This window comes from Paenibacillus pinihumi DSM 23905 = JCM 16419 (assembly GCF_000422505.1).
GTDB classification, from domain to species: Bacteria; Bacillota; Bacilli; order Paenibacillales; family Paenibacillaceae; genus Paenibacillus_D; species Paenibacillus_D pinihumi.
In genome coordinates this window covers 227,968-244,049 of the sequence record NZ_KE383867.1, presented here as the reverse complement: position 1 = coordinate 244,049, position 16,082 = coordinate 227,968, and the positions used below count along the sequence as shown (strand labels likewise).

General features: G+C 47.0%; 15 protein-coding genes. All 15 read right to left on the bottom strand.

What is annotated here, in order from left to right:
- Positions 1-15: 15 nt before the first annotated feature.
- Positions 16-1,518 (bottom strand): UDP-N-acetylmuramoyl-L-alanyl-D-glutamate--2,6-diaminopimelate ligase, encoded by a 1,503-nt coding sequence (locus H583_RS0127100; protein WP_028563226.1) that lies wholly within the window; start codon positions 1,516-1,518, stop codon positions 16-18.
- 41 nt (positions 1,519-1,559) lie between these two features.
- Positions 1,560-2,747 (bottom strand): carboxylate--amine ligase, encoded by a 1,188-nt coding sequence (locus H583_RS0127095; protein WP_028563225.1) that lies wholly within the window; start codon positions 2,745-2,747, stop codon positions 1,560-1,562.
- Between the two features lie 281 nt (positions 2,748-3,028).
- A complete protein-coding gene (locus H583_RS0127090; RefSeq protein ID WP_028563224.1) occupies positions 3,029-3,322 on the bottom strand; it encodes a CD3324 family protein in 294 nt (97 codons plus the stop codon).
- A 590-nt stretch (positions 3,323-3,912) separates the two neighbouring features.
- A complete protein-coding gene (locus H583_RS0127085; RefSeq protein ID WP_028563223.1) occupies positions 3,913-4,785 on the bottom strand; it encodes an ATP-binding cassette domain-containing protein in 873 nt (290 codons plus the stop codon).
- Entirely contained in the window at positions 4,785-5,198 is a 414-nt protein-coding gene (locus tag H583_RS0127080) for a GntR family transcriptional regulator (protein ID WP_245586008.1), read from the bottom strand. The genes H583_RS0127085 and H583_RS0127080 overlap by 1 nt, the downstream gene beginning before the upstream one ends.
- Before the next feature lie 7 nt (positions 5,199-5,205).
- Complete coding sequence (locus H583_RS0127075; protein WP_154666009.1) at positions 5,206-5,949, bottom strand: hypothetical protein; 744 nt, start codon at positions 5,947-5,949, stop codon at positions 5,206-5,208.
- A 2-nt stretch (positions 5,950-5,951) separates the two neighbouring features.
- The gene (locus H583_RS0127070) at positions 5,952-6,434 is read right to left on the bottom strand and encodes a small multi-drug export protein (protein ID WP_028563220.1); all 483 of its coding nucleotides are present in this window, start codon (positions 6,432-6,434) and stop codon (positions 5,952-5,954) included.
- A gap of 256 nt (positions 6,435-6,690) precedes the next feature.
- A complete protein-coding gene (locus tag H583_RS0127065) occupies positions 6,691-8,052 on the bottom strand; it encodes an LLM class flavin-dependent oxidoreductase (RefSeq protein ID WP_028563219.1) in 1,362 nt (453 codons plus the stop codon).
- A 19-nt stretch (positions 8,053-8,071) separates the two neighbouring features.
- A complete protein-coding gene (locus H583_RS0127060; RefSeq protein ID WP_028563218.1) occupies positions 8,072-8,314 on the bottom strand; it encodes a glycine betaine ABC transporter substrate-binding protein in 243 nt (80 codons plus the stop codon).
- A gap of 530 nt (positions 8,315-8,844) precedes the next feature.
- On the bottom strand, positions 8,845-10,626 hold the full coding sequence (locus tag H583_RS0127055) for an oligopeptide ABC transporter substrate-binding protein (protein ID WP_211228363.1): 1,782 nt from the start codon (positions 10,624-10,626) through the stop codon (positions 8,845-8,847).
- A 49-nt stretch (positions 10,627-10,675) separates the two neighbouring features.
- A complete protein-coding gene (locus H583_RS0127050) occupies positions 10,676-11,587 on the bottom strand; it encodes an ABC transporter permease (RefSeq protein WP_051237080.1) in 912 nt (303 codons plus the stop codon).
- 27 nt (positions 11,588-11,614) lie between these two features.
- Positions 11,615-12,577 (bottom strand): oligopeptide ABC transporter permease, encoded by a 963-nt coding sequence (gene opp4B / locus H583_RS0127045; protein WP_028563215.1) that lies wholly within the window; start codon positions 12,575-12,577, stop codon positions 11,615-11,617.
- Positions 12,578-12,582: 5 nt separating this feature from the next.
- Entirely contained in the window at positions 12,583-13,518 is a 936-nt protein-coding gene (locus H583_RS0127040) for an ABC transporter ATP-binding protein (protein WP_028563214.1), read from the bottom strand.
- Positions 13,519-13,532: 14 nt separating this feature from the next.
- Positions 13,533-14,522 carry an ABC transporter ATP-binding protein gene (locus tag H583_RS0127035; protein WP_028563213.1) on the bottom strand — a complete coding sequence of 330 codons (990 nt, stop codon included), beginning with the start codon at positions 14,520-14,522 and terminating at the stop codon, positions 13,533-13,535.
- Between the two features lie 854 nt (positions 14,523-15,376).
- Positions 15,377-16,039 carry a haloacid dehalogenase type II gene (locus tag H583_RS0127030; protein ID WP_028563212.1) on the bottom strand — a complete coding sequence of 221 codons (663 nt, stop codon included), beginning with the start codon at positions 16,037-16,039 and terminating at the stop codon, positions 15,377-15,379.
- Positions 16,040-16,082: the final 43 nt, after the last annotated feature.

Here is a 16,082-nt window from a genome sequence, read left to right as displayed (position 1 = left end):
CCTCGTACTTAAAGTCTAATCCACGGACTTCATCAGTTCGGCCTCTGCCTCATACCTGGAAGACATAAATTCCTGTACAATCTCTCTCTCGTTAAACGGCAGTGCTGTGCTTCCAATGATTTGCGTGGTCTCATGGCCTTTGCCGGCAATGAGCACGACATCTCCCTTTTGGCATTGATCCAGCGCAAAATGAATGGCTTCCTTGCGATCCACGAAGGAATGATGCATGCCCCCGGCCTGCTTCACGCCTCTGACAATTTCATGGATAATACGGGCGGGATTCTGGTGCTTGGGGTTGTCCGATGTGACAACGGACAGATCCGCATAGGTCCCCGCGATTTTGCCCATCGCTCTGCGCTTCCGCTCCCCGTGCATGCCTTCCGCCCCATATACGCCAAACACCAGTATGATCCTGGCATCCGAAAAAGAACGAATCGTCGCAAGAACCTGCTCCAGACCGTCTTCGGTATGGGCGAAATCCACAATGACTTTATTGTCGTTATCCTCATAGACCGTCTCCAGACGGCCGCGAATTCCGGCAAGCTGGTCCATACCTTGTTGAATGGCGGTCAGGCTAATGCCGCGGCTGACTCCAAATGCAATAGCCGCCAGCGCATTATAGACATAAATCATGCCGGGAAAATGAATCCGGATGGAGATCTCCCCTGCCGGTGTATGTGCCATAAACGTCGTTCCGCCCTCTAATGTCCGAATTTGCGTCGCGTATACATCACTAGCGTTATGAATGCCGTAAGATATGAGTTTTGCCGTACGGCTGCCAAGCCTGCGCAGCAGCACCTGCCCGTACTTGTCGTCCGCATTAATGATATTGGCTTCAGATGTCATCTCGAATAACTGCGATTTGGCCTCAAAATAGCTTTCCATGGATTGATGGAGCTCCAGATGATCGGGTGTCAAATTCGTAAATATGCCTGTACGGAACCGGCAATATGCGGTGCGCTTCAAGCTTAGGGCGTGGGAGGATACTTCCATCACACAATCATCCACACCCTCATCGCGCATTTGCAAGAACAGCCGTTGCAGATGCAGAGATTCCGGTGTCGTATTGCGTGTCTGAAGAGCGTTTCCCTTGATCATGCTGCCCATCGTGCCGATTAACCCGACCGAGCGGCCATCCTGCTCCAGTATGGATTGAATCATAAACGTAATGGATGTTTTGCCGTTCGTTCCGGTAATTCCGGTCAAATTCATATCCGCCGTCGGGTCACCGTAGAAAGCAGCCGAGATTTGGGCCAGCGCATCCCGTGAATCCTGTACCATCAGCACAGCGACGCCGTCCTTAACTTCGGCTTCCTTTTCCAATACGACTGCAACTGCTCCCCGCTCAATCGCCTGGCGAATATAGTGGTGCCCGTCCGTTTCGAAACCGGCAATCGCAACGAAAATGCTGCCCTTCGTCACTTCCCTTGAATCAAAGGCAATGGACGACACCTCCACCTGCAGACTGCCCTGCAGTTGATTGAATTTTAGACCGGCAACGATGGATGACAACCACATATCGCGGACCTCCTTTTGTAAGCAGCTTGTGTCATAGTTGTTTAGCCCCTGCGCACTTTCTTCAGAATTTTGCCCAGTACAATCCCCATATAGGCGAAAGCAGGCTGTGGATCATTCCAGTCCCATATAGCACTCGCTTTTGGCCTGAACAGGGAACGGACCACTTGAGCCGGTGAAAGCTGGCCTGTCCTGATATAATCCCGAATCGCCAGCAGATCCTCGTAGGCATAGCGGAAGACGCGATTTTGGCTTTGCTGCAAGCTGAAGGGCGGAACAGCCTCATGCCCCGTCAACTCGCAATACGTAATGTACGGAATGTTCATTCCCACCTGATGAAGCAGAACATTCAAATTGGTAATGCGCACATTCACCTCGATCAGATAAAATTGGCCGGTATCCGCATCTTTCTTGAATTCAATTTCCGCAAAGCCTTTCCACTGAATCCGCTCCAAAAATTCGCCCCCGATTTCAAGCAGTTCAGGAACCTGATGATGCTCGGTATAGACCGAAGCTCCAAAATTAATCGGATACTGGCGGAGCTTCCGGCAACTGACCCAATGCGTCACTTTGGAATCCTGGTTGAGATAGGCATCGAAAGTGTACATATGATCGTCGAAGCCCGGAATGATACGCTGCACAATGACCTCCAGCCCCGCACGCTCAGCTTCATTTAATGCCCGGGTCAACTCCTCCCGGTTATGTACCTTGAACAGCTTGCGCCGAAAATAAGCCACAAAAGCAGGAGAATCTACAGGCTTGACGATGCACGGATAGTGAATAATGTTCTCAATTTTTTCGAAAAAATGCTCCTCGCCTGGACGTACTGTCTCCGGCACGGGAACACCATTTTGTACAGCCACAAGATGGAGGGTATCCTTGTTCATTACTTCTGTATACAGCCCCTGCTTCGTCTGCGGGATCAAATAATACTGCCTGAGTTCCGCCAAATGCTCGTCGATAATTTCCACATATGCATCATGGCAGGGAATAAGTACCGGAGGCAGACTTTGCCTGCTGGCATAATCGATCAGGAAGCGGATAAACTTTTTCTTCTCCTCCTTGTAATGCGGAGCAATCAAGTGCTCCGAGCAATATTTAGATCGGGCTCCGTAAGCTTGTTCAGCCGAATAGTCTACCGCTACTGTATGAATCCCGTATATGCCGAGACAACGAATTGTACTCAGGCCAATATAATAATTACAGCCCAGAATAACGGCCTTATGTTTCACGTCAGCACATCCCAATTCACAAAGTAAGTCTTGCTTATATTTATTGTTGCAAAATGATTGGAAATCATTCTATTTAAGCATGTATTAAAGCCATGTATGTATTTAATCAAATACTTATTTCAAACTTGTATCCACATTGTAAATTTGTTAACGGATGATGCATCCAAAATAACCCTGAACGCAAAAAACACGGCCCGAAGGACCGTGCGCCAGTTACAGCTGCCAAAAGCCGTCTGGATATGGTGTGGGGAATATGCAAATAAAAAAGTCACATCCGGAACTTAGCTCCGGTGTGACTTGACAGTATCTGTTTTCTTGCAATAGATAATTTTTTTAATGCTTTCGCCCGAAAGGCAGAATTGTTCCGCCAGTTGAGCAATCGTAGACCCTTCCGAATATTTTCGGCGGATATCGAGATTTCGCTCTTGCAGATACAATCTGCTGCCCGAATTCTCGCCCCAGGGCTTGCGCGTACCTTCAGGTTTGGGGATGTAAACCATCCCGCCGTGTATATACTTCTGAATTTCCTTCAGCAATTCTTCCGGAAAAATAACATCTGCGTTCACATATTTCATGATAGCTCGCTCCTTAGATTTTTTTTAATCTTCAAGGAAGCAAAGTCTATCTTATGAACATCCGTGATTCTTTATTTAAAGCGGTTACTAACCTGTGCTCTATACAAACAACCGCCGTTGTTCATCAATAGACCTTGCATAGAGCATGTCTCTAAATCCAACATATATGGTATCCGCCTTTCTTTAATAGTTAATTGATTATATATCATCAGTTTTCACCTCCACACCAATTATACTATAGGATGGAAATATCTGAAACCTATTCCTTGATTATCATTTCTTTCAGATCTTTGAGTCGCCAATTCGGTCTTTCTCCAAAAATGCTGTGCAGGTTCATTATTAATACACACCTTACGCCCCATTATAAATATGGCTGCGTGAGTAAAGATAGGTAAAAAACAGCTCTAAACCATTCAAGGCATAAATGATGACAAGCGCAACAGCTTTGCCGTTTTTTGACAAACAAGAGTTTCGTTTTGCGTAAAAAAACAGGCCGCCAGCAGCAGCCTGTCACACTCCAATTAACCCGATAACCACAGCATCTTTACCGGATGCTTTATTCATAGGAATTCCCCTATCCGTCATTCAAACTATTCATTCAGAAGCCGTTCCACTAATTCATCCAGCGACAAGGGCTGATCACGGATAATGTCAATCTGGGCTTTAGTCAGATAATTCATCGCGGACTGCCAATCCCGGGTAACAAAATGCGGATAAGGGCTGCCACTATACTCCAGAACTCCAGGAATTTTAGAAAGATCAGGCAGTTTATCAATGGAGAGCCATACCCTCCGCCAGGATTCCACAAGCGCATCCTTATCGAAAGGCCCTTCTATTATTCCGTCCTTGAGCAGTAAAATCTGGTCGGCGAACTGACGGATATCCTCAACAGAATGGGTCGTCATTAATACTGTACGCTCTATCCGTTCCGAATCCGCGACTAACATCTGCTTGAGACGGTTGCGGCTCTCTATATCAAGGCCATTCGCAGGCTCATCCAATAACAGCATCGGTGCCTGTGTGCTTAGCGCCAGCGTCAGAGCCACCTTCTTTCTCTCTCCGGGCGACATACTTTCGTAACGTTTATCTAGTGGAATTTTGAATTGCTCCGCACGCTTCAGGAAATCAGGATGCTCCCAAGCGGGATGCCACGGAGCAATCATTTCTCCCATTTGGCGAAGTGTAAAAAGCTCACAACCTTCTAACGGATCAGGAGAGAACGCAATCAGTTGCCTGATTCCTGTCTCACCCTGCCAATAGCTTTTCCCGTAAATTTCAATTGTGCCTGCGGACGGCTTCATCAGATTCATACAGCATTTTAATAACGCACTCTTGCCTGAGCCGTTTGCTCCCAGAAGGGCATAGGTCATGTTAGGCTCCAGCTGCAGATCGACCGGCCCCAGCTGGATACCATTCTGCTTCTTTACCAGTTGCTTGATATGTAATGGAATCCCGCTGTTCATCACCTGTTTATTCCCCTTTCCTTCAAGATTTCCGCGAGCACCTTTTCAAAAGTCTCTCTTGTCCTGGCCTCATCATTTTGCAGCCGCAGACTCATCTCTACAGCAGCCCGAAAAGCCTGATGCAGGCTTTCATCCGCAACATGCTGCTTCTCTTCGGCTTGAATATTGGCTACAAATGTTCCTTTACCCTGAACCGTTTCAATAAATTTGCGCTGCTCCAAATTTTGATATGCCCGATTGACCGTAATTACACTGCAGGATAAATCGCTCGCTAGGGCTCGTATGGAAGGCAGCGGCATTCCTGGTTTCAGATGACCGCTCACAATAAAAGAGATCAACTGCTGCTCGATCTGATGATAGATCGGCTCCCGGCTATGCTCGGAGATTTGGATCGGTAGTTGAATCCCCGCCACCCCCTTTCTATGAGAGATCCCGCTTGAGCAGCCTTTTCGTCAAGGACCACTGGAATATCCATACGCCCGCAAATCCTGCAATAAGTGCCAGAGCAGCAGGCCAGAACAGATTATGCTGTACAAGCTCCATCATGGCCACATAGACGGGCTTGCCGAGTACATGCTGAAGCAGGAAGGCGACTCCGATCAGCAGCACGATAGTGCCAGCCGAGACGATAACCAGTGTTATCCCCTTCGTACCAAACTCAAACAACGGATGTATTCCGTTGATTGCAAGCGCATAGCCCACCAGCATTAACAGATAGGTTATATAACCCCATAAACTCACAAATTCTGAAAAAACCGGCCAACTGGTCTGAATAAACATAATCATAAAACCCGTCATTGTAGCCGTAAAGCAAATCAGCATATGAATCATGCGGCTCCAGGAAATGACTTTAACCGGAATTGCCCACATGCGGTAAAAACTCAATCTTTTCAAAAACGGGTCATCTGTAAGCGTACTCCAGCTCAGATATTCTTTGGAGAAGGAAAGTGCTCCCAATGTCGCCGGCATGGCAAGCAGTAACAGATCGGTGTAAAACGTGTTGTAGAGATCCTTGGCCAGCATTCTGCCCTCAATGGCTGCTGCTACCGCCCCGCCGCAAACATAACCGAGCATGATCGCGAACAGTACCGTCAGCAGCAGTGAATATAATCTTGGTTTGAGTTCATTCCAAGCCATTATGAACGCATAACGTAAATGATTCACCTTCATGCCGCTCTACCTGAAGTAATTCCAAGAGCATCAAACCCGTAATAGGCCGCTACCGCCGCTAGAACAGTTGTGACGAGCAAACCTAAAGTCAACCAGAACGTCACAGCTCCCCGGGGAGCCTTGAATATCATCGCAAACGCTGCAGCAATCTCCGTGCCGATCAATAGTGGTCCGATAATAGCAAGGCCTGGAAGTCCGTACTTCACAAAAATACGATGCGCAAGCTCGCGGGATCTGCCCTCTTTCTTGGTCTCTCCCCTTCCCCCGCGTCTTCTCGCGCGCCATTGCTGGAATCTGTCAAAGGCAAAGATGACCAACAGCATGACAAGCCAGTTGCCCAGGAAAGCGGCGATGCTCACTGCAACCGGATTTAATCCGAATGCTATGCCTAGAGTCACAACAACAGCGGATTCAAGCCAAGGCAGCGCAGCTAGAATAAAAACGGCCAGATAGGTCCATTCTCTTAAATATTCAACCATGATAAGTCCCTCCTCATACTATCAAGGTGTTATAGTGTTTATATGTATATATACAGTACATCACATAATATTCCTTGTCAATATCCTTCGATCTTGTCCTTCAGCCTGCTAATCCTGCCGGGCCAGGATGACCCTTCAACACAACAAGTCTTGAGCGGAGATTTCAAAATTTGGTGCGGTCAAAAAAAGTCGGCAAAAAGCCGGCATGACGGTAATTACTAATACTGCATCCGTCCTGCCAGCTTTCACAATTTGTTTATGCTTTGGCTTGTACCTTAGTATAACGATTGACCGGGCGCGCCAAGCCCAGATGGCTTCGCAAGGTGCTGCCTGTATACTCAGTACGGAACAGCCCCCGTTTTTGCAGCTCCGGCACAACCAGATCAACAAAATCGTCCAGACCTCCCGGCAAGTGCGGGAACATAATATTGAAGCCATCCGCTGCCCCGCCAAGAAACCATTGTTCCAGCACGTCGGCAATTTGCTGAGGTGTGCCTGCAATTCCGCGCGAGTTAACCCGCTTGTACAATTGGCGAATCGTAAGCGGCTCTTCCTCCAGTAGTCTGATAATCCGTTCCAGACTGGATTTGCTCTGATTAAAACCTTCCAGTGCGGGTTGGAATGGCAGCGGCTCATCCAACGGATAACCAGAGATATCTTTGCCTAGATAGTGGGATAAAAGATCCAGCCCCAGTTGCTCCGGTGTCAGGTCCTCGACAATCGCCAGCCGCTCCGCTGCTTCCTCCTCTGTCCGTCCGATAATCGGAAGGAAACCGGGCAGTATTTTCAGCTCATCCGGGTGTCTGCCGTATTTCGACATCCGGGCTTTGATATCATCGTACAGCCTTTTACCCTCCTCAAAGGAGTCAAGCGGCCCAAAGGCTGTCCCTGGAGCAAATACGACCTCTGCTGTAGCAGCGGCCAGTTCCCTTCCCGCATCAGACGCCCCGGCTTGAATGAGCACCGGATAACCTTGTGGGGGACGGGACACATTAAGCGGCCCCCGCACTGCAAACTCCCCGCTCTTATGATTCAGGTTATGCAGCTTGTCCTTGTCCGCAAATGTGCCGGAAGCTTTATCCAATACAAGGGCATCGTCCTCCCAGCTATCCCATAGGCCTTGGGTAACTTCTACGAATTCCCCGGCGCGTCCATAACGGTTTTCATGTGCCAAATGCTTCTCCCGGTTGAAATTGCGGGCCTCCTCATCGGTCTGGGACGTTACAATATTCCATCCTGCCCGGCCGTTGCTGAGGTGATCGAGTGTTGCCAGCTTGCGGGCAATATGATAGGGCTCGTTATAGGTCGTAGAAATGGTCGCCGCCAGCCCGATCCGCTCGGTGACAACTGATAGTGCAGAGAGCAGCGTAAACGGCTCCGGGCGAATGCTGTTGGCCTGGCTGATGCCTGACTCAAAACGATCCCAGACATATAGCTCGTCCGCATAAAAAAACATATCGAACTTGCCCCGCTCTGCGGTCTGCACAATCTGCTTGTAATAATTGAAGTCCATAATGCCATGTGCATCCGCCTCGGGATGCCGCCAACTGGAGATATGTTCTCCTGCCGGGAAATACATCATCGCGCCAAGTGCCATCTGCCTTTGTCTGCTACTCATTGTCCAGTCCTCCTGCCCCTTATTTAATAAGTCCTTCAGCCTTCAACCATTCTTTGGCTACCTCAATAGATGTCCGCTGCTTCTGGTCCACCTCGCCATTGAGCTTTTGCATTTCCTCATCGGTAATTTTACCGGCCAGCTTATTGATGACTGCTTCCAGCTCCGGATGCTCCGTCAATGCCCCGTCACGGATGACCGGAATCTGCTCCTCAATAAGAAGTTTAATCATATCGGCCAAAATGTCCGATTCTGTAGGTCGCAATCGTAACGGTAGAACTTCCTCCGCTGCCGGAGACCAGACTTCATCCTGCTGCGGTAATGGCTGTCACCACCGCCAAACCCGTTATTAGCAAAACTCTCATCATTGCACGCATCAATCATTGCTCCTCTCAGATGTTCGCTATATATTTTGCAGCCGTAAAGCATCGGGCGGAACCGACACAAACTATTATTAAACCTATTGAATTAGTCAATAAATAGGTAATAAAAAAGGTCTCATTCTTCATGCAGCAGCAAGAAGAATGAGACCTCCTGTTGTCAGGTCAGTCCCTTTATAAATTATTATATGATGATAATGAAATATTGTATTGCAATATTATAATGATCGCAATTCGTTGTCAATGATTATTTTATTAATCCTATTGGAATTATTTGATTATAACTTCCCAGACAGTTTATCCCTGCCATCCTACCTGAAAGAACTGGTGCAAACATGAATCGACCCGGCCAACCCGACTACTAATTATAAAAGACAGCTCCGGTATTACACCGAAGCTGTCTTGATCATACGGATTATTTTGTTGCTACAACCGGCTTGTCTTGGTTGACAGCCAATTCGTTCAGATAAACTTTTGTTCCGTCACCGATTGCGTAGTTCAGAACCCGTTTGTTGACTGGAACTACTACCGCACGGTACAGAGTCGGGAATACAGGAACTTCTTCCGTCATCAGCTTTTGCCATTCATTGTAAACTTCTTTACGTACATTTACATCGAATGCTTCTGCAGACATCCCTTTTTCCAGCAGTTCATCATTCTTCTCGCTTGCAAATCTGGAGAAGTTGAACAATGCTTCGCGTCCATACAGGTTTTGCGGATTCACGTCAATACCTACACCCCAAGCAGCTTGGTAGACATCTACTTTAGGATCGTCTTCGCCTTTGCTGCCGACACGATCATAGAACGTATTAAATTCAATCATTTCCAGATTAACATTCAAGCCGATGGCTGCCCAGGATTGAACATAGTAACGGGAAAGCGGCTCAGCAATGTCTGAACCCGTCATAGAAATAAAGTTGATTACTAAATCACTTCCGTCCGGATTCGTACGGAATTCACCGTTCTTCTTGTAGCCGGCTTCATCCAGAATGCGGTTTGCTTCTTCAGGATTATATACCAATCCCGGGTTGGAAGAATCGTGGAACTCAGGATGGGAAGGTGGAATCAATGTTGTCGCATTCCAGCGCAGACCATGGTAGAAGCGTTTGCCGACCTGGTCATTATCAACGGCCATAGCCATTGCTTTACGCAGGTTTACATCTGCCATTTTCGCATCCGGATTCGGTTTTACAGTGTTCTTTTCCTTATCCCATGTACCGAGCTTGAAGCCCACATAAGAGTATGCACGGTCAATATTGCCCAGGTATTCCACGTTGGACATTTTTGCGTTGTCCGGGAACTGCTCGATCGGGAACTCACTTACCAGATCGACTGCGCCAGTCTCAAGCTGTTGAACAATTGTTGTCGGGTTTACGACTTTCAGCGTAACCTTGTCCAGGTTAGGCTCGCCGCGCCAGTAGTCCGGGTTTTTCACAAATACAACGGACTCCCCTGGCACGATGCTTTCCAATTTGAACGGTCCAAAGCCGATCGGCTTCTCGCGGACTTCTTTGGAGGAAGACATCTTGGAGATTTCCATACCACCGAAAATATGTTTCGCCAGCGGGTAATTCCAGACTCCGCCTGTCAGCAGGGAAGGATTGGATTTGATAAATGTAATTTGCAGTTGTTTCTCGCTAAGTACTTTAATACCGGAGATTTTTTTCGCTTTGCCGTCATGGTACTCTGCCATGCCTTCAACATTTGTGAAGTTCTGGCCATAACGAGGACCGTTATAGTCTTTGTGGCCGATTACCTCATAAGCGAATTCCCAGTCTTCAGCCGTTACCGGCTTGCCATCCTGCCAGTTGACATTGTCACGGATTGTAAACGTAAAGGTACGTCCATCCTCGGAAACCTCATAAGTTGCCGCACCGTCATTGGTGTAGACGTAGTTGGCATCCCAAGTGAGCAGCGGCTCATCAAACCATTGCAGCACGTTGGCATCCGGGTTCGCGCCATAGAAGTTGAAGTTCAGAATTCCTTCAAACGGTGTATCCGAAACAAGACCATAAGTGATGGAACCGCCCTTGATTGGTTCACCCTCATTGGTTTTTACATTGCTGAAATCTTTGATGTTGTACAAGCCATCTTCAGCAGGCTTGCCAGTTTCGCCTCCGGTGTTGCCACCAGGGGAAGGTGTATTGTTGCCTTTGTCAGAGCTGCACGCGGCCAGCACTACAATCAAAGCCAACATCAGGGTTAAAACCGACAAAAAAGACTTTTTCAATTACTTTTCCTCCCTTTTATCCTTTTCTTTGCCTTGCATCCGTCGCGCGTTTTAACGCTTGACCGACATTATTTATACTCAACATCAATACCAGAATCAGTATTGATGCAGGTAACCAGATCCACCATCTGAATTCCAGCGTCTGCGGATTTCTTGCATAGCTGACGAGTGTCCCCAGACTTGGCGTGCTCTCAGGGAAACCAAAGCCGAGGAAGGACAAGCCGGATTCCAGACCGATATTCGCGGCCAGGTTCAGCGTCATCGCAACGATAATGATCGAGCTCAGGTTCGGAAGCACCTGGGTAAACATAATTTTGAAGTCGGAAGACCCCAAAGTTTTGGAAGCTTGAACATATTCCAATTCTCTCTCCTGCAGCGCCTTGGAACGGATCATCCTTGCAATGCCCATCCACAGGAAAGCCGTCATAATGAGTGAGAATGACACAATACTGTAATTCGGCACAGCGGTAACAAAAGCAATAATAACCATAATCGCAGGCAGAATCATGAAGAAATCCAGAACCCTCATTAATATATTGTCTATTGTGCCGCCATAATAACCGGAAATCAGACCCAGCAAAACACCAATGAATCCGGTCATCAGTGTCACAATAATACCGATGCTCAAGGAGTTTCTTGTTCCAATGATCAACTGCCCGAACACATCACGGCCGCCATAGTCCGTACCCAGCCAAAATTGGGCGGACGGCTTCTGATACAAGGAGAACAAATCGACGGTAACGATTTGTTTCTGGTCCAGCACCAGAGAGATTCCGTATACGGCAACAACAATCAGGCCGATGAATATTAAAGATATGAGCGCCAATTTATCTTTTATAATTTCCCGCCACAGAATGGAGAGTCCTGACGGACTCTTCTCAAATTTCTGCGGCTGAGGCGTCACATTATTCGCATTCGCCTTACCCATTTCCTTCACCTCAGCGTTTTGGAGTTCTTATTGAATCCGAATGCGCGGATCAACAATACTTAATATAATGTCAGATAGCAAAGCTCCCAGAATAGAAGCAATTCCGTACAGCAGAACCAAGGCTGTCACGACACTGAAATCACGAATCATAATCGAGCTGATAAACAGCTGGCCCATCCCCGGGTAACTGAAAATGCTCTCAATAAAGATCGAGCCCCCAATTAGTCCCGTGATTTCATAACCGGATAAAGCGGCAATGGGCAATAGCGAGTTGCGCAAAATGTGACGGTTGTACACACGGGATTCAGAAGCACCCTTCGCTCTTGCAGTCAAAATAAATTCTCTTTGCTTCGTATCAATAATTTCGCTTCGCAAGTATTGAACCGTTGTGACCGTTGCGATCAAGGCCATGGACATTGCCGGAAGCATCAAATGATAAAACTTGCTTGCCAGATAGGCGAAGCTGCCTGCAGCAAGACCCGGCTCGACGCTTCCGCCTGTCGGGAACCATTTCAGCGTAAAACCAAAAATCCACAGCATCAGCAACCCGAAAATAAACAGTGGCGCTGCAAATCCGAAGTACGTATATCCCGTAATCAGACGGTCCTTCCACGTGTCGTTGTAGCGTCCGCTAATGATACCCAGCGGAATTGCAATCATATACGTGAGCAGCAGCGTTGCCAGGGACAGCCATACGGTATTCATCAGCCGTTGGCCGATCAGATCCGATACCGGCATCTTGAAGCGGAACGACTGGCCAAAATCGCCCTGGACCGCTTTCGTTACCCAATCCCAGTATTGTACATACCATGGGTTGTTCAAGCCGAGTTTCTCCCGCTGTGCCTCAATCGCTGCCGGATCAATGCTCGGATCAATCATGCCGGTGAGCGCGTCCCCCGGCATCGCTTTTGCAAGCAGGAACACAAGAACACTCAGCAAAATAACTTGGGGAACCATGACAAAAACTCTTCGTACTATAACCTTCCACATATCATTCAACCTCTCCCGGGCAAAGCCACTGAATGTGTCGCAGAGACGGATTTCAATGGATAGGCCAAGCCTTCTTCATCGAAATAATCTCTGTAAGCCTGCTCATATTCCGTCTTTACCGAATCGCGGAATTTAAGCCTTTCCTCACGGCGTGTCGGATCAATATCCGGAATTGCGGCAATCAGACGCTTCGTGTAAATATGCTGCGGGTCGTTGAATATATCTTGCGTTGTGCCTTCTTCCACATAGCGACCCTTGTACATGATGCCGATCCGGTCGCACATATGCTTGATAATGCCGAGATCATGGCTGATGAAAAGATAAGTAAGGTTCAATTCCTTCTGAATTTCCCGCATAAAATTCAGTACCTGCGCCTGAACGGATACATCCAGCGCGGAGACGGGCTCGTCCGCAATGATCAGCTTCGGCTTCAAAGCAATCGCCCTGGCGATTCCGATCCGTTGACGTTGTCCGCCGGAAAATTCATGCGGATATTTGAAGATTGATTCCGGACTCAGATTGACTTTTTCCAGCAGCTCCAGCACACGCTTTTTCTCTTCCTGCGGCGAGAGCTTCTCAAAATTGCGCAGCGGCTCGGCAATAATATCCCATACCCGCTTCTTTGGATTCAGCGAGGAGTATGGGTCCTGGAAAATCATTTGAATGTCCCTGCGGACATTCAAATGGCTGCGCCGGCCGCCCTTTGCCAAATCAATCCCGTTGAACATCACATTGCCGGAGGTAATCTGGTTCAGCCCGATAATTGCGCGTCCGGTCGTCGTTTTACCAGAGCCCGACTCTCCTACCAGTCCATATGTCATGCCTTGCTCTATTGATAAATTTACGTTATCCACGGCCTTAACATCACCAGTATGTTTATTGAAGAGGCCGGTGCGGATTGGAAAATAGACTTTCAAATCTTTGACTTCAAGAAGTGCCATAAGCTTAATCCTCCTCAGTTGTGATCAGGGAAGTGAAATCCCTTATAGCAGGTGCAACGTACGAAATGCCCTGGTGCTACCTCATGCATCTGCGGGTTCTCTTCATGTGCTGATTCATCAATCCAAGGAATTCTGGCTTTAAACCGGCAGCCCTTGCGGGGGAGATTTTTCAGTGAAGGCACAATGCCCTGAATAACATGAAGCTTGTCCTGCTTTTCATTCCCCGCCGGAATCGAATTAAGCAGCGATCTTGTATACGGGTGCTGGGCATTAGAAATCAGGCTGTAGATGTCCGCAATTTCGACAATTTGCCCGGCATACATGACCGCAACACGATCCGCCATCTCAGCAACGACGCCAAGATCATGTGTAATGAGAACAATGCCGGCATTAATATCATTTTTCAGCTTGCGGAGGAGATCCAAAATTTGCAATTGAATCGTCACATCAAGCGCTGTCGTCGGTTCATCAGCAATCAGCAGGCTGGGCTCATTTGCAATCGCAATGGCAATAATAACCCGTTGACGCATCCCTCCAGAAAGCTGATGGGGATACTGTGTATACGTATGTTCAGGACGGGGAATACCCACTTTTTGAAGCAAATCGATCGCTTTTGTCTTTCTTTCCTTGGGAGACAGCTTGGAATTATGAAGGATCAATATCTCTTCGATCTGGTCCCCGATTATCATAAGCGGGTTTAACGCAGACAAAGGATCCTGGAAGATCATGCCCATCTCCTTGCCGCGAAGCTTATTCAGCTTGGACGGAGGGAGGTTCACAATATCCTGACCCTTGTAGTAAATATGCCCTTCCATTTTGGCTCTTGTGTGCAAGCCCATGACAGAGAAAGCAAGCGCGCTCTTGCCAGATCCGGACTCCCCTACGATCGCCAATATTTCGTTCTTCTTGACTGTAAGTGATACATTGTCTACGGCCGCATAATAATCGTCAACAATTCGAAATGATGTTGTAAGATTTTCAATTTTCAACAGTTCTTCACTCAAATTTAATCACCCTTAACGACAATTAATTTCAAAAAATGACGAAATCAATCATAATTTTAAATATAGTATATTGAATACATTAAAATGCATGACATTTCGGCAAACTCCGCAAAGGAGCCTGCCGAAACACATGTCAGCTATTGTAACTTCAATATATGATCATTATCGAACAATTTGATACTATTGCATTATATATTAGCAATGACCACTATTTCAGCGCACTTCGTCAAAAAAACGTTCAATTCTGTGAACATTTTAACTTTTTTTAAACAAATGTACAACCTTTTGTAGCATATTGTATATTTTTTACCTTTATTTCATTCACTTCTTGTTGTTTTGTTAATAAAAATTTAACACACGATCACATGTTCGTGTCATAAAACTTGACATAATCACTTCGTCTTCAAAGCTTATTTCTCTAATATAACGTACTCTTCCGATAATTCCAAGTTTTTTTTACAATTTAAATAAAAACTGTATGCAAACTTACAATTGTGCTTTAGAGGAGAATGAAAACGTTTTATCATACAATTAACTGAATGTCAATTGATCCTCTATAAATTAATCGTAAGACTTACAACGATACAGTAAATGAGAATAAAAATCAATGATCCGATTCCAAATCCTAAACCCGAACAAGTATGCCGGCTATTCATCAAAAAAATAATATACCATATATGTTCGTACCCTATTGATTAAGTATCCGACCCTTTAAACATTGCTTCTTCTTGCGTCCGATAACGTTTCAACAGAATTGAAATACAAAAAGAGCAAAGCCCCCCGTTGCTTCGCTCTTTTCTATTGGGCGGGCTGAAAATATCCTCATTGCCCCGCACCTCAACTCTGCCTGTTCATTACAAGGTCTCAGCTACCGCAGCCAAATTATTCAGCTCAAAATCTGGCGGAAGCTGCAGCTCCTCCTGCGGCTCCCCTCTCCGGTTCACCCAAGCAGTACGAAATCCGAAGCTTGCTGCACCTGAGACATCCCATCCGTGAGCAGAAACAAACATCATTTCCTCCCGTTTCAGTCCGGTATGATCCAGCGCCAGGCTGTAAGCGGCAGGCGAAGGTTTATACTGCCTGATTTCATCCACACTGATGACCAGATCAAAATAAGCTGCCAGCCCGCTATTCTGGAGCAAAGGAAACAACAGATCCGGTGAGCCATTGGATAATGCTACCGTCCGCCTGCCATTTTGCTGAAGCTCGCGAAGGAGCACAGCAGCATCGTCAAACGGGGGCAAATGATTGTAGGCATCCATTAACCACGCTTCCGCCTCCGGCGTTAGAATGACATGTGCGGCATTAGCCGCAAAATGAAGAGAATCGAGAGCAATTTGATGGAAGGGACGGTAACGGCCCATTATTTGTCTCAGGAACGTATACTCGTTCTGTTTGTCCCGCCAAATCGATCCAAGAAGCCTCCCCCGTCCCGGGTACAGCTTCTCTGCGGTTGTTTCGATTGTATCCTCATTAATTAATGTGCCGTATATATCAAATACATAAGCTCTTATCATCTCCCGGGCTCCTCCTTGTTAATTATTTACATATTCACTTTTA

Coding starts and splice junctions, on each gene's coding strand:
- H583_RS0127100 (WP_028563226.1), bottom strand. CDS start 1,518: ATGTGGTTGTCATCCATCGTTGCCGGTCTAAAATTCAATCAACTGCAG.
- H583_RS0127090 (WP_028563224.1), bottom strand. CDS start 3,322: ATGAAATATGTGAACGCAGATGTTATTTTTCCGGAAGAATTGCTGAAG.
- H583_RS0127085 (WP_028563223.1), bottom strand. CDS start 4,785: ATGAACAGCGGGATTCCATTACATATCAAGCAACTGGTAAAGAAGCAG.
- H583_RS0127070 (WP_028563220.1), bottom strand. CDS start 6,434: ATGGTTGAATATTTAAGAGAATGGACCTATCTGGCCGTTTTTATTCTA.
- H583_RS0127065 (WP_028563219.1), bottom strand. CDS start 8,052: ATGAGTAGCAGACAAAGGCAGATGGCACTTGGCGCGATGATGTATTTC.
- H583_RS0127055 (WP_211228363.1), bottom strand. CDS start 10,626: ATGTTGGCTTTGATTGTAGTGCTGGCCGCGTGCAGCTCTGACAAAGGC.
- H583_RS0127050 (WP_051237080.1), bottom strand. CDS start 11,587: ATGGGTAAGGCGAATGCGAATAATGTGACGCCTCAGCCGCAGAAATTT.
- opp4B (WP_028563215.1), bottom strand. CDS start 12,577: ATGTGGAAGGTTATAGTACGAAGAGTTTTTGTCATGGTTCCCCAAGTT.
- H583_RS0127040 (WP_028563214.1), bottom strand. CDS start 13,518: ATGGCACTTCTTGAAGTCAAAGATTTGAAAGTCTATTTTCCAATCCGC.
- H583_RS0127030 (WP_028563212.1), bottom strand. CDS start 16,039: ATGATAAGAGCTTATGTATTTGATATATACGGCACATTAATTAATGAG.